At 69.6% G+C, this 4,867-nt stretch carries 6 protein-coding genes and 1 pseudogene; 1 reads left to right on the top strand and 6 read right to left on the bottom strand.

Going from position 1 to position 4,867, the window contains the following annotated elements:
• The 6 genes and pseudogenes from VKH46_15600 to VKH46_15575 form a co-directional block, all read right to left on the bottom strand.
• The coding region (locus VKH46_15600; GenBank protein ID HKB72265.1) for an MBL fold metallo-hydrolase at positions 1-543 on the bottom strand (543 nt) is incomplete at its 3' end.
• A 111-nt stretch (positions 544-654) separates the two neighbouring features.
• Positions 655-753 (bottom strand): annotated as a pseudogene (locus tag VKH46_15595) (DUF4242 domain-containing protein).
• 2 nt (positions 754-755) lie between these two features.
• Positions 756-1,136, bottom strand: coding sequence for a CPCC family cysteine-rich protein (locus VKH46_15590; protein HKB72264.1), 381 nt, complete (start codon positions 1,134-1,136; stop codon positions 756-758).
• 260 nt (positions 1,137-1,396) lie between these two features.
• Complete coding sequence (gap, locus tag VKH46_15585) at positions 1,397-2,410, bottom strand: type I glyceraldehyde-3-phosphate dehydrogenase (GenBank protein HKB72263.1); 1,014 nt, start codon at positions 2,408-2,410, stop codon at positions 1,397-1,399.
• Positions 2,407-3,477, bottom strand: a complete 1,071-nt coding sequence (locus VKH46_15580) for a glyceraldehyde 3-phosphate dehydrogenase NAD-binding domain-containing protein (protein ID HKB72262.1) — start codon at positions 3,475-3,477, stop codon at positions 2,407-2,409. The genes gap and VKH46_15580 overlap by 4 nt, the downstream gene beginning before the upstream one ends.
• Positions 3,478-3,521: 44 nt before the next feature.
• On the bottom strand, positions 3,522-3,968 hold the full coding sequence (locus tag VKH46_15575) for a universal stress protein (GenBank protein HKB72261.1): 447 nt from the start codon (positions 3,966-3,968) through the stop codon (positions 3,522-3,524).
• A gap of 202 nt (positions 3,969-4,170) precedes the next feature.
• On the opposite strand from VKH46_15575, the gene VKH46_15570 reads away from it, so the two are divergent.
• Positions 4,171-4,851 (top strand): BON domain-containing protein, encoded by a 681-nt coding sequence (locus VKH46_15570; GenBank protein HKB72260.1) that lies wholly within the window; start codon positions 4,171-4,173, stop codon positions 4,849-4,851.
• Positions 4,852-4,867 lie beyond the last annotated feature (16 nt).

Genomic DNA, 4,867 nt, shown 5'->3' with positions numbered 1-4,867 from the left:
GACGAGGGCGAAGTCGCTCTCGTATCCCCGCCGTTCCTCATCCGTGATCTCGCCCCCCGCCGGGCTCTTCCCTTCCGCCACGAGCTTCTTCAGCGATTCGACGAATTTCGGCGCACCTTCGATCATCCCCTTCCGGTTGGCCGCGCCCGTCGTCGGCAGGTACTCGCGAAGGCTCGCATGTCCGACGAACTCGACCGACGGCCAGTGCTCGCGATAGACGTGGTCGCCGGTGATGTGGTCGTCGTGCCAGTGCGTGTGGACGACGTACGAGACCGGCTTGGATGTGATCCGGCGCAGCTCGGCGACCACGCCGGTCGTCGCCTCGGGAGCGTCGACCACGACGACGTCCCGGTCGTTGACGATGACGAGGCTGTTGCCGTCGACCATCAGGCCCGGGGGGTCGCGGCGCACCCACGCCCAGACGCCGTCGGCGAGCTTCTCCATCCGGGGACGGTCCTCCGGCGGCGCGGCGGACCCGCCGCCGGCGGCCGGCGGGACGATCGAGGCGATGACGAGCAGGATCCCGGCGGCGACGATCTTCAACGGTCCTCCATCGCGCGACGGTACGCGCAGGGCCGCGGAAGGTTCTCACCGCCCGCGGAAGGCCGTTATCGGGATCTTGCGCCCTCCCGGAGGTCGGCCGGAGACGACCCGCTATTCCGCCGTGGTGGGATCGATCATCTGCCGGACGCGCGAGACGCGGTTCGCGGGGAAGCCTCCCATGTCGGCGTGCTTGCGGACCGCCGCCTCGTCGCTCAGGGTTCGGCGGGAGGCGGCGGATCGAGCCAGTACGGCTCGGAGTCCTCGACGGACGCGTCCTCCAGATAGCAGACCGGCGAGGACGGGGAAAACGCCGCCATCCGCGGGCCCTCCCCCGGCGCGAGAGGCCGCCACCGCGGATCGCGGCTCCACTCCTCGTGCCTCCGCACTTCCGCAGGGAAGCGCACCAGCGCGCGGCGCTGCGCGCTCCTCAGGCAGGCTCCGGCGTTCGCGCCCGCCGAGAGGTCCGGCTGCGAGAGTTGAACGGCATCGTCGATCCATCCGCAGACGGGACAGATCCGGCCCGATCCCGGCCCCGCCTCGTGCACGGCGAAACCGCACGCGGCGCAGGGGTGGAGAGCGGCCGGCTCGGTCACGATTCCATCATCTCATCTCTGCCGGCACAGTGCGCGGCACGATACGCATGAGGCGCGTCGAGACGTGCGGGAAGGCGCGTTCGGGCGGGTCGGGCGGCGGTCGTCGTTCTCAGGAATCTCAAATCCCCCTGAGCGCGGCGAGGCGCGAGCCCGGCGGGATGCGGGGCAGCCGGTCCGCGGGCGCGGCGTACCGGCGGCGTACGTTAAGCCCGCGGGCGCCTGCCACGCGCCCGCCCGGCTCGATGCATCGCCGCGCTCTTTTAGGCCGCAGGCCGGAGGCGGGAAAGTATCTCGACCAGATCCGCGACCCGCTCCGAGTATCCCCATTCGTTGTCGTACCAGGCGAGCACGCGCGCATAGCCGTCGCCGTCGGCCCGCGTCGAGAGCGCGTCGAAGACCGCGGAATGCGGGTTCCCGATGATGTCGGTCGAGACGAGCGGAGCCTCGCTGTACTCGACGATGCGCGCGAGGCGCCCCATCGCGGCGGACCGCACCGCATCGTTGACCTCCGCCTTCGTCGGGCGGCGGCGCAGGCGGCAGACGAGCTCGACGATCGAGCCGTCCGGGACGGGCACCCTCATCGCGATCCCGTCGATCTTTCCCTTGAGCTTCGGAAGGATCTTCCCGACCGCGCGCGCCGCCCCGGTCGAGGTCGGGATGATGTTCAACGCCGCGGCCCGGCTTCTCCGAAGGTCCTTGTGCGGGACGTCGGCCAGCCGCTGGTCGTTCGTGTACGCGTGGACGGTCGACATCAGACCGTCCTCGATCCCGAACGCGTCGTCGAGGATCTTCGCGACGGGCGCGAGGCAGTTCGTGGTGCACGACGCGTTGGACACGAGGCGATGCTCGGGCCGGAGGGTGTCGTCGTTGACGCCGATCACGACCATGGCGTCGATCTCATCCTTGGGCGGCACCGTCAGGATCACCCGCTCGGCGCCCGCCGCCAGATGCTTCGCGATCTCGTCGCGGCGCCGGAAGGCCCCCGTCGACTCGACGACGATCGAGGCCCCCCACTCGCGCCACGGGATCTTCTCGGGGTCCCGCTCGTGCGCGAGCTTCACCCGACGGCCCGACGCGGAGAGCGTCCCGTCCTCCGCGATGACCTCGCCCGGGTATTTCCCCATGACGGTGTCGTACTGAAGGAGGTAGGCCAGCTGGTCGGCCTCGAAGAGATCGTTGATCCCGACGACCTCGATCGACGGACGGGAGGCGAGGATCCGGAAGACGGTCCTCCCGATGCGCCCGAACCCGTTGATTCCGACCCGGATCGTCACGTCCGCTCTCCCGCCGCCACCGCGCTCCCCGTTTCCGCCTCTCCGGCCGGCGGCGGGGGTCCCAGGCGCGACAGCGCCGTGACGACCGCGACGATGCGGGTCGCGACGGCCCATCCCGCGTCGATCCAGCAGAGCGTCTTCGAGAGCCGGTCGCCGAGGACGAGCGTCGCCTGAGCGTCGAAGATGCACGGATAGACGCTTCGGGTCACGTCGCTCGAGACGATCGGCTCCTCCTCGCAGGCCACGACGTTCTTCCATCGTCCGGACGCGGCGGCTCGCACGGCGTCGGCGATCGCCTTCGGCGTCACCGCGCGGGAGTGCCAGCAGGTTAGATCCACGACCGAGCCGTTCGCGACGGGGACGTCCACCGCCGTGCCGGTGAGCTTTCCCGCGAGATCCGGGAAGAGACGCGCGAGCATCGCCTCGGAGCGCGACTCCTGCGGAATGATGTTCTCGGCGGCGGAGCGCCCGCGCCGCTTGTCCGAGAGCGGGACGTCGGAGAGGCGGTGCGCGTTCGTGTAGGCGTGGATCGCGTCGAAGAAGCACCGTTCGACGCCGAAACTCTCCTTGAGGATCGACAGGATGGGCGCCACGCACGAGACCGTGGGCGAGGAGAGCCCGATCAGGCGGTTCCCGGCGCGCAGATCGCCGTCGTTCCATCCCCGGACGATCGTGATGTCGAGGGGCTCGGCCGACGGCGTGCAGACGACGACCCGCTCCGCCCCCGCCTCGAGATGGCGCGCCGCCTCCTCCCGGGTCAGCGCCCGCGCGGTGCAGTCGAGGACGACGTCGACCTTTTCCCGGCCCCATGGCGGGACTTCGCCTTTCGCGTAGCCGTCCCAGAAACGGATCTCCCGGCTTCTCAGGCGGAGACGTCCGTCCTCGAGCGCGACCGGCGCGTCGAAGCGGCCGAACAGCGTGTCGAACTTCAGGAGATAGAGGAGCTGATCCGCGGGAACGGTGTCGCAGATGGCGACGACCTCGACGTCGGAACGCTCCGCGAGGATGCGCAACACGTTCCGACCGGTCTGACCGAAGCCCATGATTCCGACGCGCGTGGCCGCCATCAGCGACACCGTATCATGCAAAAATGACGCCCCCGGAGGCGCCTCTACCGGCGTTTCCCGCGGATCGTCATGACCGGGCAGGGGCAGGTGCCGATCACGCGCGCCGCCACGCTCCCCATCAGGAGCCGCGCGAGGCCCGTGCGTCCGTGGGTCCCGACGACGACGAGGCTCGCCCGGTGCTTCCGCGCGGATTTCGGGATCTCCTCGTGCGGAATCCCCTCGACGAGCTCGGCCCGCGCCCGAACCCGCCCCTTCTCCGCGCGACGCACGAGCGCGGCGAGCTTGCGCCTCGCCTGCCGCACGACGGCCGCCTTCATCTCCTCGTACATCCGTTCGGGAACGTAGCTCATCGCGTCCGGACCGACCGGCGGGGGAAGCACGTGCAGGACGACCAGGTCCGCGCCTTCGCGGCGGGCCGCCGAGAGCGCGGCGGAAAACGCCGCCAGAGACGGCCGCGAGAAATCGGTCGCGTAGACGATCTTCTTCTTCATGGAGCACCTCCGCGCGCCGGGGGGGTCCCCCCGGACCTTTTCCGGAGCGCCGGGAGCATTCTGCTCAAAGAGCGCGCCCCCCGTCGTGACGCAGATGCATCAACGGGGGAGAGAACCATCGCGCCGGCCGCCGTGAATGATGCGTTTGGATGTTTCGCCGCGGCGCGATCGGAGCGAAGCTGTCCCTGGAAAGGAGGGCGTTATGGAAACCTTGACCAGCACCAAAACCGACGCTCAAATCCAGCAGGACGTCCTTCGCGAGCTCCGATGGGACCTGAGGGTTGCCGAAACCGAGGTCGGCGTGGAAGTTCACGAGGGCATCGTGACCCTGACGGGAACGGTGGACAGTTTCGCGAAGAAGCTCGCCGCGAGGGAAGCGGCGCATCGTGTGGCGGGTGTCCTCGACGTCGCCGACGACGTGGAGGTGAAGCTCCCGGGTCTCCTCACCCGCAACGACACGGACCTCGCCCGCGCGGTCCGGCACGCGTTGGAATGGGACGTGTTCATCCCGGACACGAAGATTCGTTCCACGGTCGCCAACGGCTGGGTGACCCTCGAAGGGACGGTCGAATCGCTCGTCGACCGCGACGACGCGGAGCGCGCGGTGCGCCGTCTCCACGGGGTTCGGGGAGTCATCGACAACATCGTCGTCAACGCCCCGAAGATCGAGCCCAACAAGATCCGCAAGGCGATCGAGGACACGCTGGAGCGGCGCGCCGACCGGGAGGCGAACCGGATCGAGGTCCGCGTGATCGAGGGGAAGGTGACGCTCGACGGACGCGTCCACTCCTTCCCCGAGAAGGAGGCGGTCCTCGGCGCCGTGCGCAACGCGCCCGGCGTCAAGCTCGTGACCGACAATCTCCGGATCGAACCGTACTTCTGAGTTCTCGGGGCGGGCG

This window comes from Thermoanaerobaculia bacterium (assembly GCA_035260525.1).
Classification (GTDB): domain Bacteria; phylum Acidobacteriota; class Thermoanaerobaculia; order UBA5066; family DATFVB01; genus DATFVB01.
This window is presented reverse-complemented; position numbering and strand designations above follow the sequence as displayed.

Coding starts and splice junctions, on each gene's coding strand:
- VKH46_15580 (HKB72262.1), bottom strand. CDS start 3,477: ATGGCGGCCACGCGCGTCGGAATCATGGGCTTCGGTCAGACCGGTCGG.
- VKH46_15570 (HKB72260.1), top strand. CDS start 4,171: ATGGAAACCTTGACCAGCACCAAAACCGACGCTCAAATCCAGCAGGAC.
- VKH46_15575 (HKB72261.1), bottom strand. CDS start 3,968: ATGAAGAAGAAGATCGTCTACGCGACCGATTTCTCGCGGCCGTCTCTG.